Source organism: Methanobrevibacter sp., from assembly GCF_045539575.1.
Classification (GTDB): Archaea; Methanobacteriota; Methanobacteria; order Methanobacteriales; family Methanobacteriaceae; genus Methanocatella.
On the sequence record NZ_JAZQFM010000033.1, the window covers coordinates 35,360 to 59,835 of the forward strand.

The 24,476-nt window shown below is 36.1% G+C and carries 29 protein-coding genes; 7 read left to right on the forward strand and 22 right to left on the reverse strand.

Going from position 1 to position 24,476, the window contains the following annotated elements; translation table 11 throughout:
- Position 1: 1 nt before the first annotated feature.
- The 5 genes from ACKI30_RS04705 to pth2 all read right to left on the reverse strand — a co-directional run bounded on the left by ACKI30_RS04705 (position 2) and on the right by pth2 (position 3,149).
- Positions 2 to 721 carry a DUF4012 domain-containing protein gene (locus ACKI30_RS04705; protein ID WP_330009486.1) on the reverse strand — a complete coding sequence of 240 codons (720 nt, stop codon included), beginning with the start codon at positions 719 to 721 and terminating at the stop codon, positions 2 to 4.
- Positions 722 to 1,641: 920 nt separating this feature from the next.
- Complete coding sequence (locus ACKI30_RS04710; protein ID WP_407410321.1) at positions 1,642 to 1,911, reverse strand: elongation factor 1-beta; 270 nt, start codon at positions 1,909 to 1,911, stop codon at positions 1,642 to 1,644.
- Positions 1,912 to 1,933: 22 nt separating this feature from the next.
- Entirely contained in the window at positions 1,934 to 2,095 is a 162-nt protein-coding gene (locus tag ACKI30_RS04715; RefSeq protein WP_292740784.1) for a zinc finger domain-containing protein, read from the reverse strand.
- Positions 2,092 to 2,760 carry a delta 1-pyrroline-5-carboxylate synthetase gene (locus ACKI30_RS04720; protein ID WP_407410324.1) on the reverse strand — a complete coding sequence of 223 codons (669 nt, stop codon included), beginning with the start codon at positions 2,758 to 2,760 and terminating at the stop codon, positions 2,092 to 2,094. Before ACKI30_RS04720 ends, ACKI30_RS04715 begins: the two co-directional genes overlap by 4 nt.
- A gap of 50 nt (positions 2,761 to 2,810) precedes the next feature.
- Complete coding sequence (pth2, locus tag ACKI30_RS04725) at positions 2,811 to 3,149, reverse strand: aminoacyl-tRNA hydrolase (RefSeq protein ID WP_292740780.1); 339 nt, start codon at positions 3,147 to 3,149, stop codon at positions 2,811 to 2,813.
- A gap of 109 nt (positions 3,150 to 3,258) precedes the next feature.
- On the opposite strand from pth2, the gene ACKI30_RS04730 reads away from it, so the two are divergent.
- Complete coding sequence (locus tag ACKI30_RS04730) at positions 3,259 to 5,037, forward strand: ribosome biogenesis/translation initiation ATPase RLI (protein WP_407410326.1); 1,779 nt, start codon at positions 3,259 to 3,261, stop codon at positions 5,035 to 5,037.
- 14 nt (positions 5,038 to 5,051) lie between these two features.
- The gene (locus ACKI30_RS04735) at positions 5,052 to 5,375 is read left to right on the forward strand and encodes a hypothetical protein (RefSeq protein WP_292740776.1); all 324 of its coding nucleotides are present in this window, start codon (positions 5,052 to 5,054) and stop codon (positions 5,373 to 5,375) included.
- Here ACKI30_RS04735 and ACKI30_RS04740 read toward each other — a convergent pair.
- Genes ACKI30_RS04740 through radB form a run of 4 tightly spaced genes read right to left on the reverse strand, consistent with a single transcriptional unit; the run spans position 5,372 to position 8,411 of the window.
- Positions 5,372 to 5,749 (reverse strand): putative zinc-binding protein, encoded by a 378-nt coding sequence (locus tag ACKI30_RS04740; protein ID WP_407410328.1) that lies wholly within the window; start codon positions 5,747 to 5,749, stop codon positions 5,372 to 5,374. The two genes, ACKI30_RS04735 and ACKI30_RS04740, sit on opposite strands and share 4 nt — an antisense overlap.
- Positions 5,746 to 6,462 (reverse strand): DUF362 domain-containing protein, encoded by a 717-nt coding sequence (locus ACKI30_RS04745; protein WP_407410330.1) that lies wholly within the window; start codon positions 6,460 to 6,462, stop codon positions 5,746 to 5,748. Before ACKI30_RS04745 ends, ACKI30_RS04740 begins: the two co-directional genes overlap by 4 nt.
- Before the next feature lie 10 nt (positions 6,463 to 6,472).
- Positions 6,473 to 7,648 carry a pyridoxal phosphate-dependent aminotransferase gene (locus ACKI30_RS04750; RefSeq protein ID WP_407410332.1) on the reverse strand — a complete coding sequence of 392 codons (1,176 nt, stop codon included), beginning with the start codon at positions 7,646 to 7,648 and terminating at the stop codon, positions 6,473 to 6,475.
- A gap of 58 nt (positions 7,649 to 7,706) precedes the next feature.
- Positions 7,707 to 8,411, reverse strand: coding sequence for a DNA repair and recombination protein RadB (radB, locus tag ACKI30_RS04755; RefSeq protein ID WP_407410334.1), 705 nt, complete (start codon positions 8,409 to 8,411; stop codon positions 7,707 to 7,709).
- Between the two features lie 92 nt (positions 8,412 to 8,503).
- Here radB and ACKI30_RS04760 point away from each other — a divergent pair, with 92 nt between their 5' ends.
- Both ACKI30_RS04760 and ACKI30_RS04765 read left to right on the forward strand, forming a co-directional pair.
- On the forward strand, positions 8,504 to 9,427 hold the full coding sequence (locus ACKI30_RS04760) for a hypothetical protein (protein ID WP_407410336.1): 924 nt from the start codon (positions 8,504 to 8,506) through the stop codon (positions 9,425 to 9,427).
- A 101-nt stretch (positions 9,428 to 9,528) separates the two neighbouring features.
- Positions 9,529 to 10,572, forward strand: a complete 1,044-nt coding sequence (locus tag ACKI30_RS04765; protein WP_407410337.1) for a hypothetical protein — start codon at positions 9,529 to 9,531, stop codon at positions 10,570 to 10,572.
- Between the two features lie 10 nt (positions 10,573 to 10,582).
- On the opposite strand, the gene ACKI30_RS04770 is transcribed toward ACKI30_RS04765, so the two are convergent.
- Positions 10,583 to 11,164 carry an L-threonylcarbamoyladenylate synthase gene (locus tag ACKI30_RS04770; protein WP_407410339.1) on the reverse strand — a complete coding sequence of 194 codons (582 nt, stop codon included), beginning with the start codon at positions 11,162 to 11,164 and terminating at the stop codon, positions 10,583 to 10,585.
- 45 nt (positions 11,165 to 11,209) lie between these two features.
- Between ACKI30_RS04770 and pgsA the strand changes: the two genes are divergently transcribed.
- Together pgsA and ACKI30_RS04780 are read left to right on the forward strand one after the other, a co-directional pair.
- Positions 11,210 to 11,776, forward strand: a complete 567-nt coding sequence (gene pgsA, locus ACKI30_RS04775; protein ID WP_407410341.1) for an archaetidylinositol phosphate synthase — start codon at positions 11,210 to 11,212, stop codon at positions 11,774 to 11,776.
- On the forward strand, positions 11,773 to 12,015 hold the full coding sequence (locus tag ACKI30_RS04780) for a DUF357 domain-containing protein (RefSeq protein WP_292740877.1): 243 nt from the start codon (positions 11,773 to 11,775) through the stop codon (positions 12,013 to 12,015). The genes pgsA and ACKI30_RS04780 overlap by 4 nt, the downstream gene beginning before the upstream one ends.
- Here the strand turns inward: ACKI30_RS04780 and ACKI30_RS04785 are convergent.
- The 3 genes from ACKI30_RS04785 to ACKI30_RS04795 form a co-directional block, all read right to left on the reverse strand.
- Positions 12,012 to 13,034, reverse strand: a complete 1,023-nt coding sequence (locus ACKI30_RS04785) for a virulence RhuM family protein (protein ID WP_407410343.1) — start codon at positions 13,032 to 13,034, stop codon at positions 12,012 to 12,014. The two genes, ACKI30_RS04780 and ACKI30_RS04785, sit on opposite strands and share 4 nt — an antisense overlap.
- Before the next feature lie 213 nt (positions 13,035 to 13,247).
- The gene (locus tag ACKI30_RS04790; RefSeq protein ID WP_407410345.1) at positions 13,248 to 13,949 is read right to left on the reverse strand and encodes an ABC transporter ATP-binding protein; all 702 of its coding nucleotides are present in this window, start codon (positions 13,947 to 13,949) and stop codon (positions 13,248 to 13,250) included.
- A 6-nt stretch (positions 13,950 to 13,955) separates the two neighbouring features.
- Positions 13,956 to 15,065, reverse strand: coding sequence for an ABC transporter permease (locus ACKI30_RS04795; RefSeq protein ID WP_407410347.1), 1,110 nt, complete (start codon positions 15,063 to 15,065; stop codon positions 13,956 to 13,958).
- Positions 15,066 to 15,138: 73 nt separating this feature from the next.
- Here ACKI30_RS04795 and ACKI30_RS04800 point away from each other — a divergent pair, with 73 nt between their 5' ends.
- Positions 15,139 to 15,378, forward strand: coding sequence for a DUF3781 domain-containing protein (locus ACKI30_RS04800; protein ID WP_407410349.1), 240 nt, complete (start codon positions 15,139 to 15,141; stop codon positions 15,376 to 15,378).
- A gap of 47 nt (positions 15,379 to 15,425) precedes the next feature.
- On the opposite strand, the gene fbp is transcribed toward ACKI30_RS04800, so the two are convergent.
- The 9 genes from fbp to ACKI30_RS04845 form a co-directional block, all read right to left on the reverse strand.
- Complete coding sequence (fbp, locus tag ACKI30_RS04805) at positions 15,426 to 16,523, reverse strand: fructose-1,6-bisphosphate aldolase/phosphatase (protein WP_292740748.1); 1,098 nt, start codon at positions 16,521 to 16,523, stop codon at positions 15,426 to 15,428.
- A gap of 186 nt (positions 16,524 to 16,709) precedes the next feature.
- Positions 16,710 to 17,003, reverse strand: a complete 294-nt coding sequence (locus tag ACKI30_RS04810) for a hypothetical protein (RefSeq protein ID WP_407410351.1) — start codon at positions 17,001 to 17,003, stop codon at positions 16,710 to 16,712.
- 61 nt (positions 17,004 to 17,064) lie between these two features.
- A complete protein-coding gene (gene thiI, locus ACKI30_RS04815) occupies positions 17,065 to 18,216 on the reverse strand; it encodes a tRNA uracil 4-sulfurtransferase ThiI (protein WP_407410353.1) in 1,152 nt (383 codons plus the stop codon).
- 145 nt (positions 18,217 to 18,361) lie between these two features.
- A complete protein-coding gene (gene alaS, locus ACKI30_RS04820; protein WP_407410355.1) occupies positions 18,362 to 21,061 on the reverse strand; it encodes an alanine--tRNA ligase in 2,700 nt (899 codons plus the stop codon).
- A 167-nt stretch (positions 21,062 to 21,228) separates the two neighbouring features.
- Positions 21,229 to 21,531, reverse strand: coding sequence for a 50S ribosomal protein P1 (gene rpl12p, locus ACKI30_RS04825; protein ID WP_407410357.1), 303 nt, complete (start codon positions 21,529 to 21,531; stop codon positions 21,229 to 21,231).
- Between the two features lie 56 nt (positions 21,532 to 21,587).
- Complete coding sequence (locus ACKI30_RS04830; RefSeq protein WP_407410359.1) at positions 21,588 to 22,598, reverse strand: 50S ribosomal protein L10; 1,011 nt, start codon at positions 22,596 to 22,598, stop codon at positions 21,588 to 21,590.
- A complete protein-coding gene (locus ACKI30_RS04835; protein ID WP_407410361.1) occupies positions 22,598 to 23,236 on the reverse strand; it encodes a 50S ribosomal protein L1 in 639 nt (212 codons plus the stop codon). The genes ACKI30_RS04830 and ACKI30_RS04835 overlap by 1 nt, the downstream gene beginning before the upstream one ends.
- A gap of 176 nt (positions 23,237 to 23,412) precedes the next feature.
- Entirely contained in the window at positions 23,413 to 23,895 is a 483-nt protein-coding gene (locus ACKI30_RS04840) for a 50S ribosomal protein L11 (RefSeq protein ID WP_292740734.1), read from the reverse strand.
- Positions 23,895 to 24,365 (reverse strand): transcription elongation factor Spt5, encoded by a 471-nt coding sequence (locus ACKI30_RS04845; protein WP_292814879.1) that lies wholly within the window; start codon positions 24,363 to 24,365, stop codon positions 23,895 to 23,897. The genes ACKI30_RS04840 and ACKI30_RS04845 overlap by 1 nt, the downstream gene beginning before the upstream one ends.
- Positions 24,366 to 24,476: the final 111 nt, after the last annotated feature.

The following is a 24,476-nucleotide window of genomic DNA, read 5'->3' on the forward strand; positions in this document are numbered from 1 at the left end:
ATTAATCAAAAAATGTTTCAATTCCTTTTGACGCCAGCAATCCTACAAAAGCACCTTGCTGATCCATGATAATGTTTCCTTTTGAGTATTGGTCAATTGCAGCACTCACCATAGCTGATTTTTTCTCAGGATCTTTTGCTTCCCTTGCAGCAGCTTTAACAATATCCAAAACAGCATCTCCTCTTGATACGCCATTGCCCCAATCTTCTTCACGGATAATGTCAATACCACTTACATTTGTTGGAGTACCATTAATGTTGATTGTTCCTGCAGCATTAAGAACTGCATCCAATGCTTCAGTATTGATTGCGACAACAGAATCAATGTGGCTGTTGGTATTATATTCCACAATCTCTTTTGCAAGCCTCATGTCCACCGCATTATCTGCTTCCCAGAATGCATCGTGAAGCAACAATGCTGATCCTGCACCTTGAGTTTGAGCTTCAGCAGGTTCTTTTGCTGTCGGGTGAGTTAATCCACCAGGATAAATTGCAGTGTAATTCTTAAGAGTACCATTATTCAATGTAACAATAAACGCCATGTCACAAGCGCCCATACCTGGCCGCTTTTCACTTTCATCAATAGCACATACCAAAATGTTTTTATTTCCCTCTTTAAGCTCGGAATTATGACCAATAAAAAGCGCCCCAGCAATAATCGCTACAAGAACAATGAGAACAATAATCAAAATTGCTAAAATTATCTTCCTTGTTCTATCCATAGTCCCTACCTACTTTAATTCATTAAAAAGTAAATAATAGTCTCTTAATTATAATACTTAAATATTGTTAAAAATGAGCTAAATTTCAAATTTAAAGGCAGAAACAAAAAAAAAGAAATAAAAAAAATTAGTGACAATTGCATCCAAAGAAGAAACACCATAATCTTTTGAAGATACTTTTTTTCTCTTTTGGATCTTCTTTAACTTCACAACATTTTGGTTTATTTGCATTACTTGCCATAATAATCATCTTTTTAATTAATAGGTGAAATTAAATATGGATTTCATATTTAATTTCGTGAGAGTAGTTATATGCGATTACTAAATTAGAAGAGAGTAAAACTAATTTAGTAACAATCGGAGAACTGCATTACAGTAAAAAATTGTAATACAATAGCAATCAAAATTAGCTTTTTAGGCAAACCTAATTTTTATCACTATATCATAATTGTTTTAAGAAGTATATAAATGTTTTGATATTTTTAGGTAAACCTAAATAATTTTTAGAAAAAAGATATGGTGTTTAAAAAAACACCATCGAGGAAAAATAATATGGAGTTTTAAAGTACGACATATTTGGTCAAAAATAGTGAAAACCCCAAGCACTATTTTCAAGAGATATAATTAATGATTGATGTTTAGTTTGGAGAGCCCAAACACCAAATCCGTTTTTAGAAAAATTCAAGAAGAATTTTCCAGATATCAAATTAGGAAATTGCAGAATTCTAATTTAATATATATTTTTTGGAGATTGTATTATTATTGACTAATAATATGTTTTGTGAGTGCATATATTTAGGCACGCCTAAATTATATGTCACTTGTATAAAAGTTAGTTGTTATAGTATATAAATGTTTCCTAATTTTTAGGTGTGCCTAAATTTTAGAAAAATAAATAAAAAAAAGAAAAAGTGAAAGATTTACATTAATCTTCCAACACCAGTAATTTCAAAACTAGCTACGCCTTCAATAGCAGAAACCATTTCTTCAACAGGTTCGGATCCGCCTTCACCATCTTCAGTGATGAAATTTAAGATAATTGCAACTAAACCAAATGCAATTGGTTCTTCTGAGATGTCATGAAGTTTTGCTCCTTCAGGCATTGAATCTTTGATAGTTGCTTTAATAGCTTCTAAGTCTACGTCCGGACTGTCTGGCATAATTTTCATAGTTGTTAATACTTCACCCATTATAATTCCTCCATTTTAAAATCTATGGTCCTTCAAATCCACATTCGCATTTGTAAGCGTGACCGAAAGTACGGCATTTTTCACATCTTGATATTTTTGCTCCACATTCTGGACATTCGAATTCAACAAAAGGTCCAGTTAATGGAATTTCTTGTTTACATGAAATACATTCTACAGTTTTCATTTTAAATCACCTATTATTTGTGTGTAATCGAAGTTATAATCATTTATATTATCATCTATTAAAGATAAAACCCAATCTGGGCACTTCCCATTCACAACATAACAATTAGTCCCAAACTCTAATAAAAGAGACGGTAACATTACATCAATCGATGACTCTTGAAAAGTTAGTAAGGTTTTTGCATCGATTTTACTTATGAATGTTGAACCTGGCTCTTTCGGTTCTTGGGTATATATACCATTTACATTTGTTACTATTAAAAGGTTTGCATTTAGGCAGTGCGCAACATAGGCCGCAATCGAATCTGAAGTCACATCCCATGAGCATTCAAAAGGATCTTCATCTCTTAAAAATTCGGAAACAACAAAAATCGGAGTTAAACCTTCATCAGATATTTTTTCAGCTTCAGATAATGTATAAGCCAATTTGCATGATTCGACTTTATCATTGACAAGCTTTGCAATTATATCCATGCAATCAATAGCAGTCCAGTGATTAGCCTCATCGGAGAATTCATGTTCATCATTGTATTTGCGAATTAGATTTGCAAATTCTCCCCCGCCCAAAATGATAAGTGAATTGGTATTTTCCAATTTCCCTGCAAGGTCAATTGCATAACCCGGAAAGAGACTCCCTCCAATTTTAACAACCTGCTTTATACTCATAATCTCTACCCTGTTTAATTAAAAATAGGATTAATTAAATTGATGATTGCTCATAAAAGTTTCAAATCTCCAGTCACTTCGTCAATTATTTCATCCTCATCAGGCCCAAGTGCCAAAACTGTTACGCTTGATGTAGGTATCTGAGTACGTCCAGCATCAACCACCAAATAATTGGCAATTCCCTTCTCGTCAGCAATTTTTTTAAGCTGGGTTAATTCCTCCAAAGTCTGAACTTTCAAAACAACCTTAGCATAAGCCTCATTTTCCCATTTCCTGATTTTATCTGCAGGAGATTTTTTATATGCTCCGATAGAACCATGACAGCACTGTGCAGCGATTTTTCCTTTACGCATTTTTAAGTCAGTTCTTACAATCATAACCTGTTTCATATTATCACTATTAAATATAAAATTATCCATTTAAAAGCTTTTTGAAAACATAATTTAATTAAATAGGAATAACAGAATTATATATGATTATATTTTTAAGGAGATTATAATGACTCGTATTTCAATTTTAGACAGAGACAGATGTCAACCTAAAAAATGCGATTACGTCTGTATCCATTACTGCCCGGGCGTTAGAATGGATGAGGACACAATAGTAATCGATGAGGATACAAAAAAGCCGTTGATATCTGAAGAATTATGTGAAGGGTGCGGTATTTGTACAAATCGTTGCCCGTTTGACGCTATTACAATTATTAACTTGCCTGAAGCAGCAGGTGAACCTATTCACAGGTTTGGACAGAACCAGTTTGAATTGTTCGGACTTCCAACCCTGGAAGAGGGAACTGTCTTAGGACTTTTAGGACAGAACGGTATCGGAAAATCCACCATCATGAACATCCTATCCGGTAATTTGATACCTAACTTCGGAGACTTTGAAAATCCTCCTGAAAACTGGGAAGGAGTAATTGAATATTACAAAGGTTCTGCACTTCAGAAATACTTCCAGGACCTATCCGAAGGAAACATCAAAACCATATTGAAACCGCAGATGGTAGATAAGCTTCCAAAAGTAATTAAAGGAAAAGTCAGAGACCTGCTCACCAACGTTAATGAAAGGGACAAGCTCGAATATGTAACAAAAGAATTGCAGCTTGAAAATGTTTTAGACAGGAAAATGGAAAACCTGAGTGGAGGAGAACTTCAAAGGGTTGCAATAGCTGCAACTGTGCTCAGGGAAGGAGACTTCTACTACTTCGACGAACCTACATCCTGGCTTGACGTGTCTCAAAGACTTAATGCAGTTCGTGTTATAAGGTCCCTTGCAGAAGAAGGCAAAAGCGTGCTCGTTATTGAACACGACCTTGCAACTTTAGATGCATTATCCGACAACATCCACATTTTATATGGTCAGCCTGGAGGATACGGTGTAGTGTCCGGCAGAAAAGGAGTTCGTTTAGGAATAAATGCATACATCAAAGGATTCTTAGCTGAAGAGAATGTAAGAATCAGAAGAAATCCTATTGAATTTACAATAAGACCTCCAACCCCTGAAGATGAAGGGGATGCGCTTGCAAGCTACAGTGACCTGAGCAAGGACTATGACGGATTCAAGTTGACTGCCGATGAAGGTGAAATATTCTACGATGAAATCGTGACCGCATTCGGATCAAACGGTATAGGTAAGACCACTTTTGCAAAAATGCTTGCAGGAGTAGAGGAACCTACATCAGGAGAAGTTGACGAGGAAGTTACAATAGCCTACAAACCACAATACATCGTTTCAAACTTTGAAGGAAGCGTAAGCGACTTCTTATACATGAACGCTCCTAGTTTCGGAAGCAAAATCTTTGAAAGTGAAATCATGATTCCATTAGGTTTAAACGACATGCTGGATAAACCTGTTAAAGGATTGAGTGGTGGAGAACTTCAAAGGCTTGCAATAGCTGCAACACTTTCAAAAGATGCTGAAATATATCTTTTCGACGAACCTACAGCATTTTTGGATGTTGAACAAAGGCTGATTGCGGCAAGAGTAATACGCAAGATGGTTGAAAGCAGAAATGCTGCATCATTGATTGTAGATCACGATATCGTATTTATCGACTACATTTCAGACAGAGCAATGGTATTCAACGGAACTCCAGGTTTAAACGGCCATGCATCAAAACCTACAGACCTCAGAAATGCAATGAACGAGTTTTTAGGAAACTTGAACATTACATTCAGAAGAGATAAAGAAACAAAAAGACCAAGAGTAAATAAACTCGACAGTTACAAAGACCGTGAACAAAAAGAAAAAGGAGAATATTATTACTTATCTGATTAAGAAGATGGTAATTTATGTTTGAAAACAGAATTAGAGGCGCACAACTAGCAAAAAGAGTATCTTATGTATACTTGATATTTGCAATAATATTATTAGTGGCAGGTTTTGCCCTAAACGGATACAGCGACAGATTCATCATATCTGGAATATTTTATATTATAATGTTTATTGTAGTATATTTCCTTTCAACAAAATACGGTGAAAACAAAAACACCTGGATTTTGCTGATAATCTGTGCAATAATCACAATAATAGCAACTCATGGAATGCTTGCAATAGCATTTGCAATATTACTGCTCGTATCCGCAAATGACATGAGAAAAGAATTAGACAATTAGATATTTTCTAATTCTTTCAAAATATATTTTTTTAACACGACAACCGCTTTTTCACCATCGCCATCCAAACGAACCGCATCCAACGGATTTAAATCATAAGCTTTGACAATAACGTCCGCAGAAATGTTTTTTATTGAGTTAATATCTTTGTCATTTAAAATTACTGACGCGCAGTCATCGGAACAGCCTGTTATTGTAACTATTTTTGCATCATCCAAAATCGGTGAGCAGTTATTAGGCTGAGCGGAGTATTCGGTTATACATGCCGCAACGATGTTTTCATTTTCCAAAGCAATTTCAACAGTGGCTGCACGAACCACCAAACCCAATGGACTCAATCCACTGCAAGACACCAAAGCTATTTTTTCGTTCATTTTTTCATCCTCGAATATCTTTTTTTAACTTTTTCATAACCTCTTTTATAAAAAGGACATAAATCTATGCATCTGCTGCATCCTTCACGGTGCGCTGTGCATAATTTTCTTAAAAATTTTCCATCCCCATCAAATGCATTTTCAGGACACCTGTCAATGCAGACACCGCATGTTGAGCAGTAATCCTCAACCCACAGCATGTCATTTTCCGTTTTGAACGGCAAATTTTCAATTGATGTTTGAATCATGAAAAATCCCAGGTTCAATCCTTCCTTAAACATGCACATGTTGCTTCTTGTAATTACGGCATCATTTGACTGAAGCGCAATTGCCCTCAAACTTACACGGTCATCCAACGGATTGATCAAATCTGCCCTAAAACCGTTTTGTCTTAAAATGTCTGCAAGTTCAAATGATTTTGCACCCACTTCCTGAAATTCCTCATCCATTAATTTGCATTTTTCCTTGGAAGGCTCCATTTTCAGGATTTCATCAGACATTTTGTATTTTAAAATGATGATATTGTCCCAGTCAATATCCCACTCATTCTTAAACTCGTCAGTTAATTTTGAATAGCTTAAACCTTCAAACTGATAATCAATTGCCAGTTCATTGAATTCATTTAAAAAATCAGCAGATATGGTGGTTTTTGGATGGTGAGGGTTTTCAATTTTATAAAAATTAGGAATAGGTTGATGATATCTAAATCTCATACCATTAACCTTATTTTTTTCTTAAAGCCTCGACAGCTTTCGGGAATTCTTCACAGAATACCTTAATTTCCTCAGTTGGTATTGAGAAACTTATACGCAAGTACCTGTCACCAAACTCTTCGGAAGTGTATTCTCCTTCCCTTGTGAATAATTTTTTCTCAATCAAGTAGTTTGACATCACTTTAGGATCAATTCCCGCACCGGACAAATCGATTACCATCATGTTTGCATCAGACGGATAGACCGGCAGGAAGACCCCTTCAATAGGTTCAACCATTTCATTAATCAGCCTTTGATTTTCAAAACAGGTTTCCCTCATTTTGTCAAACCATTGAGGTTTTGATTTAAGACCTGCGATTGCACCGTATTGTGAAATGATATTTACTCCCAAGTCGTTGACTACAGCGTTTTTGATAGAGTCGATTATCGGTTTTGAGGAGATTACTCCACCGACCCTTAAACCTGCCATTCCAAATATTTTTGAAAAGCTGTAGATTGTCAATGTCTGGCCAGGAGCGTAGTTTTCCACTAAAAAGTGTTCTCTTGCAAAGTCCTTGTAAGTTATGTCATGTAATAAGTATAAATCGTTTTCTTTTGCGATTTCTGCAAATTCCTTAAGTTCATCCTCATCATATGATGAACCTAACGGGTTTAACGGATCAATTAGAATTACCATACGAGTATTTTCATCCATGTTTTCCCTTAAAAGGTCAGGAGTTAACTTATATCCGTATTTTTCATCGTAAATCGGAACATACCTTACTTCTCCGGCAAATCTGTTTGCAAAGTCTCCAATGATGAAATAACCTGGGTCGGATAAAATCACATTGTCTTCAGGTTCCAAAAGAGCTTGCATGACCAAATATAAAGATTCTGTTGCACCGGATGTTAAGAGCACTTCCAAATCTTTTAATCCTAAATCGTCTAAAATTAATTGTTTAAGTTCTGTGAAACCTTCAGGGGCAGGATATCTACAAAAAGTCTTTTGACGAATAGCTTCAATCATAGCATCGGCTATTGTATCATCATGTAAATGGTTGGTGTTTTGACCCATCCAAATCATGTCGTTGTCCATATACATATCTTCAAAAAAGTCGTTAGCAGAGTCATAGCCTTCAGGCGGAACTCTTTCTGTTTTTTGAAATTTCTTTCTTGGGTTTTTAATATCGAAATCCTTATCCCTCATAATATCACTCAAACAATTCCAAAATAAATATTTATATTTAATTATTAATATAATTAACTTAAATTATTCCCCTAGAAGTAATGGCAAAAATCGCTTGTTTACCTTCAGGAATGCTTCTGTGACGTCTCAATGTGGCTACACGCTTATTTAATTCATCACCACGTTCAAGTTGAAGTATGACCTTACTCCAGTATTGTAAGATGGTTCCTCCAACTGCGCGAATATCATTATTGCCCTCATCATCAAAGGCGTTGTAAATCTGATTTGTCAGCACAACAGCAACATCATACTTACGGGCTATTTTGGATAAGATTCCCATCTGCTTACCCAATTCCTTGTTCAGTTTTGATGATTTCATATCGTCTACCCTGTACAATGCAACTGCAGAATCCAGAACAATCAAATCAACATCATTATGATTTTTTCTAAGCCACACTTCGATAGCCTTTAAATTATCGTTTTGTTCTAAAAAATTAGTTGGTTCAAAAACAATGATATTATTAGCTGTATTTTCAAAATCCGGACCTGAAATTTGCTTGATCCTGTCGATTGAAATTCCACCCTCAGTGTCCATGTAAATTACTTTTTTACCGTTTTTAGCCACATTGACAGCCAATGTTAATGTAATATTACTTTTACCTGAACTAGGCGGTCCAAAAATTTGAGTTATAACTCCTTTTTCAAAACCTCCTCCAAGAAGCGCATCCAATGATGAATTTGAAGGGATTTTCTGGTTATCCTCAAAATTAGCTAATACTCTCATAAACTAATATTTATTTTCATATCATATATAATTTAACAAACTTTTATTAATTATAATGCCATATTATCAACTAACTGAAAGGAGTTTTTAATATGAAAAGGATAATTACAATATTGCTTGTTGTGATTTTTACAATCAGCTGTCTGAGCGTAGTTTCAGCGGACAACAGCACAACAAATACAACAGAAACTTCAGAAATTGAAGATACTGGAAATTATATCCTGCCAATTTCCATTACCGGCAACGGAATCAAATTCAATGACGGATTTACAGGATTTTGCATTGACCTTGCAAAAAGCACAATAACAACAGAAGACAAATTTACATCACAGCCAACAACAGACAGTGAAAATGCCATAAAATTAGCAATTATTGAATGTTACAAGGCAAATAAGGAAAATGAGATAGAAAACGTAATTTCAAAGGTCATCAATAAAGATACCAGTAACGAAATTGCGCAAAAGGCTTTAAGTTCCTCAGAAAAGATTGGTGACAGTGCAGTTGTGGAAATCAGCAATGACACTGAAGCTACATTCAACTTTGAGCTTTTAAAATCAGCAAATGGGGAAAAATCAGACTGTCTTGCTTATGCGGTTTCACTGAAGACCATCCCTCATGAGGATAAATTGTCTGCCGCCAATGAGGATAACGCAACAGCCGACGACACTGACAACAATACCGAAACAACAAATGATACCACCCCAACTGATGAAAGCACAAATGACACCCAAGAACAGACCGATGATAACAAAACAGACGATGGCCAGAACACTAAAACAGTTACCGAAACAAACAAAACCATCGAAAACAAAACAAACACAGTTATCATCAATGAAAACAACACAACCATAATAAATAAGGAAAATACAAAAATCATTAACAAGACAAAAGAAAAACCCCAAAATGCAACCGTCCAAGATACAATCATGAAAGCTGCTGGAAATCCAATATTCATCCTTGTGATTGTTATAATAGTTATTGCCATCACAGCAGTGGTAATGCGTAGAAAAGGTTAAATTTAATCTTTTCTTTTCTTTTTTTAGTGAGTATTTGGTTACTTTATCTTTATATATCACCTCAAACAATGCAAATTATACAAACTATTAGAGGTGAAGATTTGAAGAAGAAAATACCCACAATATTAATTATACTTCTAATTGCAACATCAGGTTTGAATTTTGTTTCAGCGCAAAATGAAACTGATGACATTTTAATTAGTGAAAATGAATATGAAACTAATGAATATGAAACTAATGAAATCAGATTACTTAGAAGCCAAGAGACATCTGAAGACCAGCTAAACTTACATGAACGAAGAAATAGAAATGAAGAGCAAACAATAACCAATTCAAGTGAGAACAGACTTGGCGAAGAGGTGAAATCACTTGAAAGCGGATACAGAAACGTATCTTTTGATGACGGATACCACGGTTACTGCGTCAACCATAACTTACATTCCACTGGCAGAGGAGAAACCTTCATTGTGGAAGATACCTCCAACATTACCAGTTTAAAATATGGAGAATCAGTTGGAAATTACTTGAAGATATTATTCGTGGACCATTACAATTACACAATGAATCCCACTACAACTGACCTTTCACAGATTATTTGGACTTTTACCAATTACGATTACAAAAATAGCGATAATGAAATAATCAAATCAATATTGCAAAGCGCATCAAATGGCAGAGTTATCCCAGACCATGGTGCAGTGGCAAAAATCAGTGATAACCAGGAAGCAATATTTGATTTTGAATTATTGAATTCCAAAAAGGACAGTACTCAAAACTTTTTCGGATATAGAATTAATTACCGTACAATTGAAATTATTGAAGACGAAATATTGGGAGCTACCCCTGAAAACAGCACACCTGAAAGCAACGAGACAATTCCTGTAAATAACACTACAATAAAAAACGAAACAATTCCCGAAAACAGCACAACTGCAAACAACAAAACAAATCCCAAAAATAATTCCACAGCAGAAAACAGTATTATCCCTTCAAAAACTAATGAAACAAAAACACTAACAACAGTTCAAAGCGAAATTAAAGAAAATAATCTGATAAAACATGCCACCGGGAATGAATTTAGTATTTTTGGAATTCTAATTGTGATTATAGGATTTATTTTATTAATTAAATATATGAGAGATTAATTCTAATCTCTTATTTTCTTATTATTTTTGGATTTCTGCCTGACAAATCCACTATTTTTGATGCATGATTTGAATTGAGCTCACCTACATCAATGACCAAATCAACCTCACAGTCTAGTTGATCCAGAATTTCATCCGGACATGATAAAACATCTTCATCTGAAAGATTTGCACTGGTAGTGGTTATCGGAAACAGTCTGGCCAATCTGCAGGCGATTTCATTATCCGGCACTCTAATGCCCACATAATTGGATCCGCTGGTGACTACCCTAGGAACAATTTTTCTTTTTTTTAAAATAAATGTGTAAGGACCTGGAAGATGATTGTTAATAACCTTTTTTTGCTCGATTGAAACCTTTGCAACCAAATCAATTGCCTTAACATCTGAAACTAAAATTGACAATGGTTTCAATAGGCTTCTCTGCTTAATATCGAAAACATTGCGAACAGCTCTTATGTCAAATATATTGGCGCCCAACCCATAAACAGTGTCAGTCGGATATAAAACTACGCCACCATTGGCCAATACTTCAATGGCTTCATCAATTATGTTTTCATCGATTTTATTAATGTTGGTTTTTAATATTTTCATTCTCCTTACCTAACAATTATATTAGATAAAAATTTATATATAATTATGCTTCAAAGTCTAAGACCATTATTAACAAAAATATTGAACCCAATTGCTCGAAATTTAAACATTAACCCGAATATCGTAACGGTTATTTCGCCATTTATTGCGCTGCTTGCAGCATACGGCTTTGCAAATCATGACCTGATTTTAGGCTGTATTGCAATATTAATGTCCGGATTTTTAGATGTTATGGACGGTGCAATTGCAAGGTTTCACGGAAAAGCATCAAAATTTGGAGCATTTCTCGACTCAACAATGGACAGGTTTGCAGATGCAATAATATACATAGGAATCATATTCGGAGGATACTGCGACTGGTTCGTTGGAGTATTGGCAATCCACTCAGCAATATGTGTCAGTTATGTAAGATCAAGAGCTGAATCACAGGGCGCTGAATGCAACATCGGAATTGCCGAAAGGGCAGTTCGTATGATAATTTTAATGGTCGGAGCAATTATCGGATATTTCGCAGGAGATATCTACTTTACATACATAATTTACATTTTAGTAATTCTATCCTACTTTACAGTTGGACAAAGAGTGGTACACGTTTGGAGGCAATTAAGATGAGTGAACTGGAAAGTCCGGAAAAAATAGCTAAAGATATTGCAAAACTTGAAAGAAATTTAAATCAGGTTGCTGACATTACCTTTGAAGGAAAAGAAAAAGAGGTTTATGACAGGGCAATCGATTATTGGAACGATTCAAAATATTACCTTGAAAAAGAGGATATGAGGACTGCATTCGGTTGCATCGAATACAGTCATGGTCTTTTGGATGCATTAAGGATGATTCATGGAATCATCTAATTAACACCTTCAATTCTTTTAATGTCAATGATTAACTTATCAAAATCTGACTGGTAATCACGGTCCTGAATGATTTTGAATTTATCATATTCTTCTTTTGCAATTTTTTGAGCATCATCGGATGAAATTTTACCTTTACCCTCTAAAATTGGTAAAAGATTCAAATTTATATAATCATCCAAAACTTTTTTCCAATCTTTCATAGACATAGGGATTTGATTTAAAGCTCTTGACTCTGCAAGAGTTAAAAAACCGTCAACCAAAGAATTCAAACGTGTTAGTTCCATTTCGTTCAGATAATTTTTAGAGATTACAACATCACTTAAAATGATTTTACCGTTAGGATTGCTCCAGTTTGTCAATCCCATATTGATTTTTGTACTATCACTTCTCTCAGCAATTATCTCAGCAGCAGTTTGACCGCTAACCGCATACAATAATTTATTTTGGACTGTTGCAAAGAAATCACGAGTAACCTGAGCATCTTTTTTGTAATCAAAGCTAGTGGCATATATATCTGTGATTTTTTGATTGAATCTTCTCTCAGAGGATCTGATGTCCCTTACCCTTTCAAGAAGCTGATTGAAATAGTCAACACCAAATCTTGAACCATTCTTTAGAAGTTCATCATCTAAAACAAAACCTTTGATTATTAATTCTTTTAATTGTTTGGTTGCCCATATCCTGAAGTGTGTTGCATTTTTAGAGTTTACTCTGTAACCAACTGATATAATAGCATCAAGATTGTAAAAAGCAGTATTTCTTTTTACCTCACGATTCCCTTCATGTTGAACTGTCAAAATTTTTTTGACAGTTGAACTTTCATCAAGCTCACCAGTTTTGAAAATATCTTTTAGATGATAAGAAACATTTTGTTTTGTAACTCCAAACACTTCAGCCATTGTTTTTTGAGTTGCCCAAAATGTTTCTCTTTCATTATCCACAATCACATCCAAAGAGACTTCGCCTTCATCACCTACATACAACAAAGTTTTTTGAAATACATGTTCTTCTTGCATAATTTAACTCCATTTATTCTTTAAAATAATATTAACAATTATAAGATTAAATAAAGAGTTAAATAAGTTTTTTGTTTGAAATAAAAGCAATTTAATAAAATAAAAACAATTTTACGCAGTGAAAACAATATTCCAATATAAAGACAATTTTAAAAAAAATAATATAATTTTAGAAGCAAGAATTTTAAAAAAAAGTATGAGTAAAATTGAAATCTAAACGTCAATTTTACTATTTATCAAAGAATCATCACCTGCTGAAATGATTTCACCATCCAAAACTTCGATAACTCTGTCTGCAAGTTTAGCTACATCCATATCATGAGTTACAATAATCAATGTTACATTTTTATCTTCGTGTAAATCGATTAGTTGCTTAAGGATTTTACTACTTGTCTTTGAATCTAGTGATCCTGTTGGTTCATCTGCCAATATTATTGATGGGTTGTTTGCAAGTGCACGGGCGATTGCCACCCTTTGACGTTCACCGCCTGACAACTTGTTTGGCATGATGTCCGCCTTGTCCTTAAGACCAACATCATCCAACAGTTTCAATGCATTTGCCCTCATCTCTTTTGAAGACAATTTCCGAGTAAACATCGGAATCTCAATGTTTTCAACAACAGAAATATTTGGAATTAAATTATGCAACTGGAAAATAAATCCAATCTTTTCAGCCCTAAATTCATTCAATTTTTTAGAAGTTGTCAGGTCATGGCCTGCAACATTGATGATTCCTGAGTCCGGAACATCCAATGCGCCAAGCATGTTCAGCAATGTGGATTTTCCGGAACCTGACGGACCGATGATTGATACGAATTCACCGTCCTTTATTGTGAGGTCGACACCATTCAATGCCTTAATGTTTCCATTCTCATAGCTTTTGTAAACGTTTTTCATCTCTACTGCATTCATCATATCACCTCACTCATACCTCAACGCCTCTGTAGGAGGCAGTTTCATCGCCTTGATTGCAGGATATATTCCACCGATTATTCCAACCACAATAGCAATGGCAAATGCCTGAATGAATATTTTTGGAGTGAACAGCGGCTCGATTCCCATTTGAGGACCTAGAAGTGTACATGCCAAAAATCCTATCAGTGATCCGATTATTGCAGAGACTATTGTAATCACAAGTGATTCGCCGACAATCATTGTCAATATTTTTCCGTTTGACCATCCGACCGCCTTTAAAACTCCAATTTCACGAGTTCTCTCAAATACGGACATCAACATTGTGTTGATGATTCCAAGACCGCCAACAATAATCGCCAACAGGGAAATCGCCCATGTTGAAGCCTGAAGCATGTTCAGCATGTCAGCCATCTGAGACATTTCCATTACTGATGTTATTGTTGTAATGTTGTCACCGTATTTCGCATCAATGCTGTCGGCAACAGTCTGAGGATCTGCACCCTTTTCAACCTTAACATATATGTTTGAGATTGAATCCTCATCATCCATCAGGTCTCCGACCCTTGAAATTGATGTGAATACCCCGCCGGCCATGTTGGAGTCTCCGGTTTCATATATTCCGACCACTTCAAAGTCTTCACCGTCGATTTCAATGTTATCTCCAACGGAATAATTGTTTTCATCTGCATAAATCTCACCCAGAATAGCTTCAGACGCATTATCCTCAAAGATTCTGCCTTCTTTCATTGATATATCTGCCAATGTTGTACCGTTAGGGTCAATTCCAATCAGCGTATTCATATAGTCATCGCCAACCGAAGTCAGGACAACATAAATCGGATATGCTTCCTCAACGCCTGAAACATTAGCTATCTTATCAGTCCAATTTGCATCGATGGTGTTGGTTCCATATGCGGAGTCTCCGGTTTCCTTACCGGAAATCTGAAAGTCAGCCCCTCCAGCATGAATAGTGTCTTCAAACGTGTTAACCAACCCGTCAGTGATTCCACCAAGAGCAACAATGACAATGATTCCAATTGCAATTCCAACAATGGATAATATTGCACTGGTTTTCCTCCTGAATGGATTTTTAAGAATGAATTTCAAAAATGACATAATACTAAATAGGCAAGTAATATATAAATAACTAATCATACCATTAATTAAAATGCAAAAATAAGGTGATGAAATGCACAAGGAAGTCCTGATTGAAAATATTGATAAAATACATACAACCGAAATGGGGGTTGAAAGAATACAAAGGAATTTGGGAATCAGTGAAGAACCGGTAAGCTACTGCATTTCCAAATTAAAACAGGAAAATTCAACAGTGACAAAAGAAGGTAAAAATTACTATGTTGAAGTTGATGACTGCAGAATAACAGTCAATTCAAGCAGCTTTACAATAATAACCGCACACAAAATCTAATTTTAAAAAAAAAAGTAAAAAGAAGAGATTGATTAATCTCTTTAAATTTAATCATCCATATCTTCGAATCTGGATTCTAATTTTTCCATTACACCAGGTAAGGAAGTGTATTCCATTTCTTCAGCAGGTAATCTGTGAGGTTCAAATGGACCGTGTCTTCTGATGTAAGTTGCAATTTTAGCAGCTTGTTCACGGGTAGGATCGAATGCAGGGTCGTCGAATAAGTCGACTGGTCCGATTAATTCACCGTTAGCTACTTGGAAACCTAATCCTACTACTCTAGGTGGTCCGTCGAATCTGATTGGGTTTGCTTCCATTTCAGATACAGGCATCATTGGACCGTTGTGGGATCCTCTCATCCATCCACTTACCATGTGTGGGAATGCAAATGGATCTACACATTCACCGTTAGCAGGGAAACCAGATTGTGCTCTTACAATACATACTGGGTCGTCTTTACCAACGTATTCTCCAGCCATTAAGTTTAATCTTTCGGTACTTATTGCAGCTGCGATTTCACCGTTTTTCTTCCATACTCTTTTGATAACGTATCTTCCGGTGGAACCGATTAATGCAAGTAAGTCGTACATTTCTTCAGGACAGTTTAAGATAACTTTTCTGTGTTCGATTACATCAAATACTTCGAATTTGAATCCATCGTGTAATGATGGGTCAATAACTAATCCTGCAGTGTTGAATGGGTCTGCAAACATTCTGAATACTGGTAAGTTGAATGCACCAGGTTCAGTTTTGTCACAGCAGAATACTAAAACAGGGTCAGATGGTCTTTCTTCGAATTCCATTTCTGCTACACCAGGACCCATACCTTTGATGTTTCCAGAGAATGTATCAGATAATAAGTCTTGACCTGCACCGTATAATTTTAATTCACGTGCTCTTTCAGTAGCTTTCATGAATGCATCATATGCAGTTTTGTGAACTTCTTCGTTTTCTACACCTTTATCGTGAGTCATGATTAAGTCTATGTCGTCTCCACAACGGGAAACATAGTAATCTTTAATGATACCTGCTTCTAAAGCATCTGCTAAGACTTCATCACAAATCTCCATTAAATCAGGGTGTGCTACACAGTGTCCAGACACACTTCCGATATCAGCTTTAATTACACTAACAGTAGTTTTCATTTTAATACCTCTAATTAGTAAATTAGTTATTTACTAGACATTTATTATTTTTGATTGGAATAGTATATAATTATTGTCATTAATCGCTTAAAATTAAAAAAACAAGGTTACTTATGAAAAAATTATCATAATTAATTTTATATTCCCATGAAATTTGAAGTCCTGAACGGACACGAAACTGGCACTTTAAAGTTCAAAATTAAAGCTCACTGTTGTAAATTTCATGCCGCTGTCCCTGATTTTTTTAGATTTTATTTCAACATTTCCGTATTGCTTTAGGAAAGTATTAATCTCACCGGATACAGCATGGTAATTTTTTCTGTCATAAACCCTGTAATTTCCCATGAATTTAACAGAATCGGCTTTATTTAAAACATTGACCTGGTCCAATCTAAATGATTCATTGTTTTTCTCTAAAACAGAGTTTATTTTGGCTACAATTTCCTCTTTAATTTTTGCTTTTTCTTCATCACTAATCATAAAATCACTCTCTCGTTACCATTCTTGTTTTAAAAAAAATAATCAAATGGGAAAATCCCATTTAAACTTTACGAATATTTTCAAAAGCCTTTTGAACAGCTTCATCCTGATTCATATCTTCGCATGCCTGTTTTACACGTTCCAAATCAGCACGGGTTTCAGGATATCTTGGGACCGCACTGCATCCGCCATCATCAATCTTGGATATTTCAAAGGTTCCAATACTTTTTGCGATTTCAGTAATCTCTTCCTTATCCAAACCAATTAATGGAGACAATATAGGCATTTCAACACCGTATCTTGTTGCCAAGATGTTTGACAGGGTTTGTGAAGCCACCTGTCCGACACTGCTTCCGTCAACAATTGCATCCGCCCCTAATTTACGGGCCAATTTCTCAGCTAGATGATACATTCCTGATTTGCATAACACACAGGTCATTTTCTCAGGTGCTTTCTCTTTTGCAGTTTGCAGATATTCCCCATAGTCCACAACACGTTTTTGAATAGGAACTCCCTGAGCATAAATATTAAGCTGGTCAACCAGCTGGTTGAAAAGCTCAAATGCCTTTGGAGTGGTAAACGGATCATTGTTGCAGTTTAATGCTACAACTTCACAGCCTCTTTTCATCATCATGTATGCTGCAACAGGAGAATCTATGCCGCTTGATAAAAGCACAACAACTTTTCCCTGTGTTCCTAACGGAAGACCGCCCGGACCTTTGATTTTTTCATGAAATATGTAAGTGTCATTATCCCTTATTTCAACAAAGATTGTCAAGTCAGGATTTGTCAAATCGACTGGAGCCATTATTTTATTTCTAACAACACCCCCACAGTGAGCAGCCATTTCCTGAGAAGTAAAGTCATGTGTTCCTACACGCCTGCATTTAATTGCAAACTTTGTATTTTCATCCAGGACTCCCTCTTCAATCAGGTCTTCCACATAACTTCCCAAAGTTTCATCAATTTCTTCATAGGTTGTATGTGTTGAAGTGGCCGGAGAGTATGAAACAACTCCAAATACACGGTTTAACTTTTCCACACCGTCTTCAAAATCTTCAGGGTGAATATAAATCCTTCCCTGATTTCGTTCTACATCGCATTCAAAAGTAGCCTTAATATTTTTAACTAGCTTTCTTTCAAAACGTGACCTTATTTTAGGACTTTTAAGCCCTATTTCACCATATCTGGCAATAATTAAATCATAATTCATTTAAACATCTCTCTAAATTTTAGTACACGCTGAAAAAAATAGTAATCCCTTCTATACTAGTTTTTAAATATAACAGCAAGTATAATTTTAAAAATAATATTTAATAAAAGTTTTGTAAAAAAAGAAAAAAGGATAATTAATATCCTTAAATTAAATCAACGGCAGTCTGGATAGCTTCATCCATCTTGTCTGTGTTTTTACCTGCACCTTGTGCTAAAGTCAGACGGCCACCTCCGCCACCGCCGAGCACTCCTGCTGCAGTTTTGATGATTTCATTGATTTTTACTCCGCTGTCAATTGCATTCTGTGAAGCGGCACCAACGATTTTACCATCACTGTTTCCCATAATGACCACATCAGCCTTGCCGTTGTCGGTAAAGTCAGTAGCCATCTTTTGAAGCTCCTTGAAGTCTGCTTCAATCAGTTGGTGAACGACTTTCAGACCGTTGATTTCATCATATTCATCAGCCAATGAGTTCATTTTAAGTGATGCAATTTCAGATTTCAAGCGGTCAATTTCATTTTTCTGTGCTTTCCATTCTGAGAAGAATCTGTCACAGGTTTTTGGCAATTGATCGTTTTCAACTTTGAATATGGATGAACTTTCACGCAATATTTCACCGTCATGCTGCATTGAATCGATTGCAGCAAGCCCTGCTGAAAAGTCAATCCTTTCCACACCGTCTTGAACCCTTTCGGTTTTGTTGATTTTGATTGGCCCTACAACACCAGTTCTTAGAACGTGTGTACCTGCACAGGCCTGTACGTCAACTCCAGGGATTTTAACTACACGAATCATTTTGCCCGGAACAATACCTCCCTGGTAAAGGACAAATCCGTATAATTCCTGCGCTTCATCCCTTGTGTGGAACTGAATGTCAAGGTCAATGTTGGCCATAACATATTCGTTGGCCAATTTCTCAATTTCATTGAGCTCTTCCTGTGTGATACGTTTATAATGAGACAAGTCAATACGTGCACGGGTCAGACCGTTTTGTGATCCTGCCTGCCAGATGTGCTGGCCCAATACTTTTCTTGCTGCAGCAATCACGAGGTGAGTTCCTGTGTGGTGACGTGCAAGGGTTATCCTTCTTGTCCAGTCAAGTTCACCAGTGACTTTTTTGCCGACAACATCATCTGAAACTTCTCCATCCACATGGTGCAATACCACATTGTCAATCTTTTCGGCATGTTTCATGTTAATGTCATTTCCGTCAATGGAAATAGTACCAATGTCTGAAGGCTGACCTCCTCCTTCAGGATAAAATACTGTTTTGTCAAAGATTAAGCATTTGTCCCCATCTTTTTCGACTAAACCTAAAACTTCAGCTTCAAATTCTTTTTGGTAGAAATCTTTGTAGAACAGTAAGTCAGTTTCAGGGAAGTCTACTTTGAATGTGGATTTTTTGTTTGAAGTATCCTTTTCGTGAGCTCCTGCAACCTGTGTAAAGAAGTTGTCAGGAACATTTACAGTAAAACCGTCACCGGCCATTTCAACAACTGTTTCAGGAGGAATTCCGTGAGCATCATATAAATCAATCAACATTTCAAGAGGCATTTCTGATTTGCCTTCTTTTTTAAGCCTTTTGATTGATCTTTTAACAATGCTTTTTCCTTTTTTGACTGTTGCTGCATATCTTTCCTCTTCCAAGGTGATGATATTCATGATATGCTCTTCGGAATCTCTGATTTCAGGATAGAATTTGGATAGGAAATCGAGTTGGATTGCCATTACATCGGCAAGGGACTCCTTCATGTCCAGCTCTTTCATGAATCTTATGGTTCTTCTTAAAACCAGTCTTGCAAGATATCCTTCCTTAACGTTTGATGGAATGATGCCGTCAGCAATCATGAATGCCAAACAACGGGTGTGGTCTGCAATGATGTAAATAGCTTCCATTGGCTCAGCAGCTTTTAAGTATTCTTCCAAACTCAAATTCAAACTGTCAGCCACTTGTTGTCTGAGCTCTTTTAAATCACCGATGTCCTCAATATCCATCATTCCTGCGATTTGAGCGTTTCTTCCCTGGATATCCTCATTGATTTCAACGCCAGTCAGTTCTTTCAGTTTATCAACAACAGGCGCGAAACATGCATCATAAGCTGTTGGAGTTCCCTGGGAAATCCAAGCGATTCTTTCAAGACCGTAACCTGTATCTACAACTTTGATAGGGATTTCCTTTTTGGAGCCGTCTTCCAATGTTTCATACTGGATGAAAACGAGTGTTGCAAGTTCCACTCCACGGCAGCACACTTCGTAACATGGTCCTTCGTTACCTCCACCGCTCCACCAGGATTTGATGAATGTAATCTCTTCAGTGTTAATTCCTATATGGTCAAAGAATTTGTGGCACAATTCGATTGTGCGGTCTTCCCAGTAGATGAAGTCATCTTCCTTGTTGATTACAGTGTGGGTTCCCATTGTAAAACAGGTCATGTGACGGCCGGTTCTTCCGACGTTGTCTACATCGTTGAGCCTGATTGAAGGCTGTGCCATTTCAATAGGGTTTGCCGGAGGCTTTACCAAACCGGAAGTGATCCAAGGTTGGAAACAGAATATGGATGCTCCAACTAAAAATACGTCATCTCTCCATCTTTTAGCCAATACAGGATATCTGTGGACATGTGTGTGCCCTTCACTTTCTAAAAATTCTCTAAAAACTTTCTGGATTTCATATAAGTTGTATGGTTTATCAGTTGCAGGATTTGCAATAAACTCATACTCGTCACATGGAGCGTCACCACAGGTGTCTCTGTCAACCTGTGAGTAAAACTCTTGTCCGCAAGTTTTACAAGTTTGTTTTTTATAACCAAGTTCGTCAAAAATTTCTACCATATGAATCATTTTAAATTATTTATTAGTTTATAATATGTTTTTAGTTTAATAAATAATTAATGAAAACATTGATGAAAAAACAGTTCTGGGTAAAAATTTTGTAAAAATAAGCGTTTTAAAAATAGTGTTTTGTAATTATAAAAGTAAAAAAAAGAAAGGTGATAGATTTAAAAAATCTATCCGAAGAGAGCTCCTAATCCAGCCATAGCTTCTTCTTCAGAAGCTTCTTCTTCTTCCTCTTCTTCTTCCTCTTCTTCTTCAACAGCTTCTGCTACAGGTGCAGCTGCAGGTGCTGCTGCTGCCATAGCGGTAGTTTCCATAGCTTCGTCGATGTCAACATCTTCTAAAGCTGCGATTAAAGCTTTGATTCTAGCTTCATCAGCTTCAATTCCTGCTGCTTCGATAATACTTTTAACATTTTCTTCGTTAATATCTTTTTCTGCACTGTGCAAAATCATTGCCGCATATATATATTCCATGTTATCACCATTAATTTTTTAAAGTGTTAGTTTTTATAATAATAAAAATTTTAATTTTAACCGAAGAGAGCTCCTAACCCAGCTGCTGCTTCTTCTTCACTATTTTCTTCTTCTTCCTCTTCTTCCTCTTCTTCTTCGACAACTTCTTCGACTACTGGAGCAGCTGCTACAGCAACGTTAGCGAGTTTTTCTGCTAATTCGTCATCGATAGCTCCTTCAGTTCCAGCTACTTCGGATGCTAAAGCTAACATTTTAGCTTGTGCTAAACCGATGATTGGTTCTGAAGTTTCAGAAGTCATTATTGCTGCTTCTACACCGACATTGATTGCTCTGGTGTATGCAAGAGTAATGATAGTAGAAATAGTTTCATCAGTAGGTATAGCTGCGTTTACAGATAAGTTGAATGCACTTCTAAATGCATTTTGTACGTCAGCTAATGTTTGTTCTTCGTCGATTGCAAGTACATCGGAAGTGTAAATAGATCCTTCTTCGTATACTGCTTTTAAGTCAATTCCTACTTCCATAGGATTAATATCCAATCTTGATAAGGTAGCTGCTACTTGTTTGGATACTTCCTCACCAGCTTTTACGACAACAGTTTCTTTTTGTACGCAAATTTTACCTTTGTCAATTTTAGCAGGAATTCCAACTTGTTGTAATTCACCTAAGAATGGACCTGGTTCAAAACCGGTGTCTCCTTCAGGTACAACAATATCATCAGGTGCAATAGTTCCTGGTTTTGCAGGAGCTTGAGTTTTGCTGTCTTCTAATATTTTGTACAATTTGAAAGGATTCATTTCAGTTGCAATAATTGCAATTTGACCATCCATATGTTCAGACAAGTCAACAATGTTGGTTTTTTCAGCATTACAATCTTCAAGAGCTAAATTAATAAGATTAATTTTAGACATTCTAACTACAGCTTTGCCTTTTAATGATTTTCTCATTTCTTGGAGCTGTTTTGCAGGAATGTTTTCTAAATCAACAAGACCTACAACATCATATTGGTTAATAATGTCTGTGAGCTCTTTAACTTCTTCCTTTTTCCATTCAGCAACATGAGCCATTAGATCACCCTCACTACTGGTCCCATAGTTGTTTTTATAAACATGGACTTAATTTGACTTCTTCCTTTTTCTAAGTTGCGGTCTAAGACTGTAAGAACAGTTTCTACATTTTCAGCAATAGCTTCGTCTGACATGTCTTGGCTTCCAACAACAACTTGAATACTTGCTTGTTGTTTTACACCAACTTTAACAGTGTTCTGTAATCTTGCTAAAAGAGGATCTAATTTGATACTTGCAGGCACAGGTTTTGGCATTTTTCCACGAGGACCTAATACAGGACCTAAGAATCTACCAACGAGTGGCATCATATCAGCTTGAGCTACTAAGAAGTCAACAGAGTTTGCCATTTTTTTAGCGGATTTTCTGTCTTTTCCGAACTCTTCTAAATCTCCTTTATTAATTACAGTGTCAAGACCAGCATCTTTAGCTTGAACAATGAGTTCCCCGTCAGCGATGACTCCGATTTTAACATCTTTGCCACGGCCGTTAGGAAGAGTAACTTCCTCATTAAACCTATTTTCTGGCTTTCTGACATCTAAGTCACGGATATTAATAATAATATCTACGGACTCAGTGAAGTTTCTCGGCTTAGATTGTTCTTTTGCCTCCTTCACCGCGTTAATTACATCTTGTGTCATATTCATCCCCCATGAACATAAGTTCATTGGATTTTTTTGGTTTCATGAGAATCGATTACAAGAAAAAAATTCTTAAACGATTGCATGAATTAAAAACAGTATATCAATTATAACCGTAATTATAACGTCATATACACTGTATTATTAACTTAAATTTATTTTCAAATACTTAATATCTATTCTGATAAGATATCGTCATATTCTCCAGCATCAACATCTTTTTGTGCTTGTCTTGGATCTTTACCGTCAACGGATAAACCCATACTTACACAAGTTCCCATAACTTCTTTGATACCAGCTTTGTAATCGTTTGCGAGTAATGAATCGAATTTCATTCTTGCGATTTTTAAAGCGGTTTCAATTGGCAAGTCATTTACGATGTCTAAACCTGGTTCATGAGAACCTTTGTCGATGCCTAATTCTTCTTTGATAAGTGCTGTAGTTGGTGGAGTACCGATTTCAATATCTACTTCTTTAGTATCCCTATCAATCATGACTTTAACAGGTACTTTCATTCCAGCAAAGTCAGCAGTTTTTTGATTGATTTCGTCAACTACTTGCATCATGTTAACACCGAAAGGTCCTAATGCTGGGCCGATTGGAGGTCCCGCAGTAGCGCTTCCACCTTCGATGAGAACTTCGACTGTATCTTTAGCCATCAGTCAGCCTCCTTTTGAATTATTCTAATTTGATCAGCTTTAACAGTGACCGGTATAGGTACTGCAGCCTCTATTAACTCAAGGACGACTTCTTCACGTGATTCATCAATACGAACCACTTTCGCCCTTTCACCCTTGAATGGTCCAGAAATAAGCTCAACAATACTTCCTTTTTGAATAGAGGAAATAATTGGCTCTGGTTTCAAGAATCTTTTTGCTTCTTCGAAAGTAATACCAACACTACCTTCAACAACCCCTCTTAAATGTTGAACTTTAAGATCAGGGTTCCTAAGATCTATTTTTGTTGAAGATTCAACTAAAATATACCCTTTTAAAGATTCTGGAACAAGAATTGAAGAAATGCCTATGCCATCAATGGTTCTAGCTTTACGAGCTAAAAGCCTAGCTACATTTCTTTCTTGACCTGCAGAGGTCTTAAGAGCATATATGGAACTATTAGATTCTTCCATGAAAAATTCACCTATTTTAATATTTGACTAAATAATTGAAGTTCCACAAATAATGTGGATTCTTAGGTAATTCACAAATGTGAAAATTTACTAAGCGATCCCCTATCTTCA

What these genes read in the sequence shown, in the direction of transcription:
- radB (WP_407410334.1), bottom strand. Translation starts at nt 8,411, where the DNA reads ATGAGAGTATTAGCTAATTTTGAGGATAACCAGAAAATCCCTTCAAAT.
- ACKI30_RS04800 (WP_407410349.1), top strand. Translation starts at nt 15,139, where the DNA reads ATGCACAAGGAAGTCCTGATTGAAAATATTGATAAAATACATACAACC.
- ACKI30_RS04740 (WP_407410328.1), bottom strand. Translation starts at nt 5,749, where the DNA reads ATGAACGAAAAAATAGCTTTGGTGTCTTGCAGTGGATTGAGTCCATTG.
- ACKI30_RS04840 (WP_292740734.1), bottom strand. Translation starts at nt 23,895, where the DNA reads ATGGCTAAAGATACAGTCGAAGTTCTCATCGAAGGTGGAAGCGCTACT.
- ACKI30_RS04705 (WP_330009486.1), bottom strand. Translation starts at nt 721, where the DNA reads ATGGATAGAACAAGGAAGATAATTTTAGCAATTTTGATTATTGTTCTC.
- thiI (WP_407410353.1), bottom strand. Translation starts at nt 18,216, where the DNA reads ATGAATTATGATTTAATTATTGCCAGATATGGTGAAATAGGGCTTAAA.
- ACKI30_RS04835 (WP_407410361.1), bottom strand. Translation starts at nt 23,236, where the DNA reads ATGACACAAGATGTAATTAACGCGGTGAAGGAGGCAAAAGAACAATCT.
- ACKI30_RS04730 (WP_407410326.1), top strand. Translation starts at nt 3,259, where the DNA reads ATGACTCGTATTTCAATTTTAGACAGAGACAGATGTCAACCTAAAAAA.
- ACKI30_RS04810 (WP_407410351.1), bottom strand. Translation starts at nt 17,003, where the DNA reads ATGATTAGTGATGAAGAAAAAGCAAAAATTAAAGAGGAAATTGTAGCC.
- alaS (WP_407410355.1), bottom strand. Translation starts at nt 21,061, where the DNA reads ATGATTCATATGGTAGAAATTTTTGACGAACTTGGTTATAAAAAACAA.
- pth2 (WP_292740780.1), bottom strand. Translation starts at nt 3,149, where the DNA reads ATGAAACAGGTTATGATTGTAAGAACTGACTTAAAAATGCGTAAAGGA.
- ACKI30_RS04830 (WP_407410359.1), bottom strand. Translation starts at nt 22,598, where the DNA reads ATGGCTCATGTTGCTGAATGGAAAAAGGAAGAAGTTAAAGAGCTCACA.
- pgsA (WP_407410341.1), top strand. Translation starts at nt 11,210, where the DNA reads ATGCTTCAAAGTCTAAGACCATTATTAACAAAAATATTGAACCCAATT.
- ACKI30_RS04780 (WP_292740877.1), top strand. Translation starts at nt 11,773, where the DNA reads ATGAGTGAACTGGAAAGTCCGGAAAAAATAGCTAAAGATATTGCAAAA.
- ACKI30_RS04710 (WP_407410321.1), bottom strand. Translation starts at nt 1,911, where the DNA reads ATGGGTGAAGTATTAACAACTATGAAAATTATGCCAGACAGTCCGGAC.
- ACKI30_RS04735 (WP_292740776.1), top strand. Translation starts at nt 5,052, where the DNA reads ATGTTTGAAAACAGAATTAGAGGCGCACAACTAGCAAAAAGAGTATCT.
- rpl12p (WP_407410357.1), bottom strand. Translation starts at nt 21,531, where the DNA reads ATGGAATATATATATGCGGCAATGATTTTGCACAGTGCAGAAAAAGAT.
- ACKI30_RS04715 (WP_292740784.1), bottom strand. Translation starts at nt 2,095, where the DNA reads ATGAAAACTGTAGAATGTATTTCATGTAAACAAGAAATTCCATTAACT.
- ACKI30_RS04795 (WP_407410347.1), bottom strand. Translation starts at nt 15,065, where the DNA reads ATGTCATTTTTGAAATTCATTCTTAAAAATCCATTCAGGAGGAAAACC.
- ACKI30_RS04720 (WP_407410324.1), bottom strand. Translation starts at nt 2,760, where the DNA reads ATGAGTATAAAGCAGGTTGTTAAAATTGGAGGGAGTCTCTTTCCGGGT.
- ACKI30_RS04790 (WP_407410345.1), bottom strand. Translation starts at nt 13,949, where the DNA reads ATGATGAATGCAGTAGAGATGAAAAACGTTTACAAAAGCTATGAGAAT.
- ACKI30_RS04745 (WP_407410330.1), bottom strand. Translation starts at nt 6,462, where the DNA reads ATGAGATTTAGATATCATCAACCTATTCCTAATTTTTATAAAATTGAA.
- ACKI30_RS04750 (WP_407410332.1), bottom strand. Translation starts at nt 7,648, where the DNA reads ATGAGGGATAAGGATTTCGATATTAAAAACCCAAGAAAGAAATTTCAA.
- ACKI30_RS04760 (WP_407410336.1), top strand. Translation starts at nt 8,504, where the DNA reads ATGAAAAGGATAATTACAATATTGCTTGTTGTGATTTTTACAATCAGC.
- ACKI30_RS04770 (WP_407410339.1), bottom strand. Translation starts at nt 11,164, where the DNA reads ATGAAAATATTAAAAACCAACATTAATAAAATCGATGAAAACATAATT.
- fbp (WP_292740748.1), bottom strand. Translation starts at nt 16,523, where the DNA reads ATGAAAACTACTGTTAGTGTAATTAAAGCTGATATCGGAAGTGTGTCT.
- ACKI30_RS04785 (WP_407410343.1), bottom strand. Translation starts at nt 13,034, where the DNA reads ATGCAAGAAGAACATGTATTTCAAAAAACTTTGTTGTATGTAGGTGAT.
- ACKI30_RS04845 (WP_292814879.1), bottom strand. Translation starts at nt 24,365, where the DNA reads ATGGAAGAATCTAATAGTTCCATATATGCTCTTAAGACCTCTGCAGGT.